Raw genomic sequence first — 3,047 nt, 5'->3', positions numbered from 1 at the left:
GACTCCGTCCCGCTGGCGCGAACGGCTGAAGGCGGTACACTGGGGCTGTTCTTGGATCCCTCTGTCATCCACACACCTCTAGATGAGCCTTTTGGCCCGCTCCCTGGCCTACGCCCAGAACCACAGCGACATGCTGTTTCAAGCCTTCGTCCAACACCTACAACTGGTGGCGGTGCCTTTAGGAATGGGGCTGCTGTCGGGTTTGCCGCTGGGCTTTTTCAGCTCCCGCTCCCAGATGCTTTCCCTGGTGGTGATCAATGCGTTCAGCAGCCTGCGGGTGATCCCCAGTTTAGCCATTTTGTTTTTGGCCATCCCCTATTTCGGCCTCAGCTTTCGTTCGGCAGTTGTCGCCCTAACCCTTCTGGCGTTGCCCCCCATTCTGATCAGCACGGATGTGGCCTTCCGCAGCCTTGAGCCGGCCCTGCGGGAAGCTGCCCTGAGCATGGGCATGACTCCTGGCCAGGTGTTACGGCACGTGGAGATCCCTTTGGCCTTGCCGGTGATCTTGGCCGGTGTTAAAACGGCTACCATTGAGGTGATTGCCAGTGCTACCCTGGCAGCATTCATCGGCGCGGGAGGGCTGGGTACTTTCATCACCCTGGGGTTTGCCCTCTACGACAACGCCATCCTGCTGGTGGGGGCGGTTCCAGTGGCCCTTCTGGCTATTGCGGCCGAGATCGGCCTTGGCACTCTGCAGCGGGCTTTGGAACCTCCCCAAGCCTGAGGTTCTGTGAGGGATCCCATGCTGTCTTCCTCTAGTTCTTCTGAAGTGCGATCCCGGTGGCCTTTCCGCTCCATTCCTTTGCGGGTGGCGTTGCTGCTGCCCCTAGTGCTCTCAGTAGCAGGGGGAGTGGGGGGAGTGGCCTATCTCTCCTGGCAGGGCGGGCGACACCTGGCGCTGCGCTTGACGGAGCAACTGAGGCGGGAAGTTACCGACCGCACCGAAGAGCATCTTGCCAGATATTTGCAAATTCCCCTTCAGATCAATGCCCTCAATCAAGGGGCAGTGAGGGGGGGGCTGCTGCCCGATTTGACAACCCCCAGCCCAGCCGATCTAGAGGTGCTGGAAGCTCACTTTGCCCGCCAGTTGCAGCCATTTCCTGAGCTCAGCTATGTCGGCTTTGTCTCGGCTCAAGGGGGGTTTGTGATCGCCCGCCGCCACGCCGATGGGTCGATCTGGACTTACCACACACCCGGCCTCTTGCCGGGATCCGCCCAGAGCCGCCAACGGGATCCGGAAACAGGGGATCCCACAGGGTTCACTCGCCGGTTGGGCTTTGTGGATCTGAGGCAGTTGTTCTGGTTTCCCCAGCTCCTGCAGTCGGAAGGGATCCGCGACACTTGGGTGGTAACCCGATTTTTTGCGGAGCTTCCTGCCCAGGATCCAGAGCGGCTGATCATGACGTCCCTATCCCTGACCGACTCGGGGGGGCGGGTTTACGGCAGCTTAGTGGCTTCCCTCTCCGTCCGGCAGCTTCAAGCCTTTCTGGAAGAGATGGAAGGCCGTTCTCCTGCAGAGGTGAGTTTTCTGCTGGACGAGGAAGGACAGGTGGTGGCCAGTACGGCGGGGCCTGCTCCCCATCCGCTGCTGGTGGCTGTGCAAGAGCAGGTGGGCTCCTGGGAGACGGCCTCTTCTCAGAATTCGCTGCGCCTCGTGGTTGGCGGGATCCCCTACTGGGTGGAGGTGGAGTCCGTTCAGAGTAAAGGGAGGCTGGGCTTTTATTTTGTGCATGGGATCCCAGAGGCAACCCTTCTGGCCGAAGTCCATCGGGGCGCCCAACAGGCTGCGCTGCTGGGGGGTGGGCTATTGCTGAGCATGCTGGGGACAGGGATCCTCCTCGGCGAAGCTCTCTCCCGTCCCCTGCGCCGCCTCACCCAAGTAGCCGAGCAATTTATCCAAAGCGGTTTCCAGCCCTGGCCTCCTTTGGATCCCGGCCCCATCCAGGAGGTGCAGACGCTAACCAAAGCCTGGCAGCAGGCGGCAGCAGCTCAGCAGGCCCTGCTGGATCGTCTGTGGCAGCAGCAGCAAGAATACCGCGCCGTGGTGGAACAGCAGACAGAGCTCATTTGCCGCTTTCGGCCCGATACCTGCATCACCTATGTCAATCCTGCCTGTTTGCGCTTCTTCGGTCGGCGGGCAGAGGAGGTGGTGGGCCAACCTTGGCGGGATCGGCTGCCGGAAGAAGAGCAGGCTAAGGTGTTGCAAGCTTTTGCTGCTCTCACGCCTGAGCATCCTTTCTACTGCAGCGAGCGGGAGTATCCCGGAGAAAACGGCCAGTCCCGCTGGATTAGCTGGGTGGATCAGGGCATTTTCGACAGCCAAGGCCGCCTGGTGGAGATCCTGTCGGTGGGGCGGGAGATCACCGAGCAGAAACGGGCAGAACAGCAGTTGCAGGCCCTCAACCGGGAGCTAGAAGCCCAGGTGGAGCTGCGCACGGCCAAGCTGCAGCAAGCCTTGCATTTTGAGGGGGTGCTGCGCGCCATCAGCAGCCGGATGGTGGTCAGCCTAAACGAGGGGGAAATTCTTGAAGAAGTGGTCAGAACCCTTGCCGAGGCACTAGGCCTAACCTGCTGCCAAATCCTGCTGCTTTTAGAAGATGGGTCAACCTGGATCCCTGGCTACTGCTACTCCCCCCTTCTCTCTTCTGATGCAGCTCAGGGCGACAGGGCGGATCCCTTGCATGGCCGAGACTACGCCAGCGACCCGGAGTTCTTGCGCCTGCTGCAGTCCCATTCTTCCTCACAGCAGAAATGGGAAATCCACTGCTGTTGTCGCACAGGGAAAGAGGGACGCTGGGTGCGGCTGCTGGCCTGCACCCTTTGGGACAAAGAGAAGCGGCTGGGAGCTTTGCTGTTGGAGCGGCTGCCGGAGCAAGAGTTTTCCGAAGACGAGATTCAACTGGCCTATCAGGTGGCCAACTTGTGTGCCCTGGCCATCCGCCAAGCCCGTCTGTACCAAGCAGCCCAAGCGCAGGTGAAGGAATTGGAGCGGCTGAATCTGCTGAAGGATGATTTCCTCAGCACCGTCTCCCACGAGCTGCGCACCC

Annotated in this window: 2 protein-coding genes; both read left to right on the top strand. The window is 60.8% G+C overall.

The features are described 5' to 3' along the window. Window positions 1–82: 82 nt before the first annotated feature. Window positions 83–724 carry an ABC transporter permease gene (locus NW818_RS11695; RefSeq protein ID WP_414424649.1) on the top strand — a complete coding sequence of 214 codons (642 nt, stop codon included), beginning with the start codon at window positions 83–85 and terminating at the stop codon, window positions 722–724. An 18-nt stretch (window positions 725–742) separates the two neighbouring features. Next, on the top strand, window positions 743–3,047 hold a 2,305-nt coding region (locus NW818_RS11690; RefSeq protein ID WP_414424648.1), incomplete at its 3' end, for a PAS domain S-box protein.

The organism is Synechococcus sp. R6-5 (assembly GCF_047461775.1).
Taxonomy (GTDB): Bacteria; Cyanobacteriota; Cyanobacteriia; order Thermostichales; family Thermostichaceae; genus Thermostichus.
The sequence above is the reverse complement of the archived record's forward strand: the minus strand, read 5'-3'. Positions and strand labels throughout refer to the sequence as shown.

Bases quoted from the DNA above. Each gene is read 5' to 3' on its own strand.
- NW818_RS11695 (WP_414424649.1), top strand. From the start codon at position 83: ATGAGCCTTTTGGCCCGCTCCCTGGCCTACGCCCAGAACCACAGCGAC.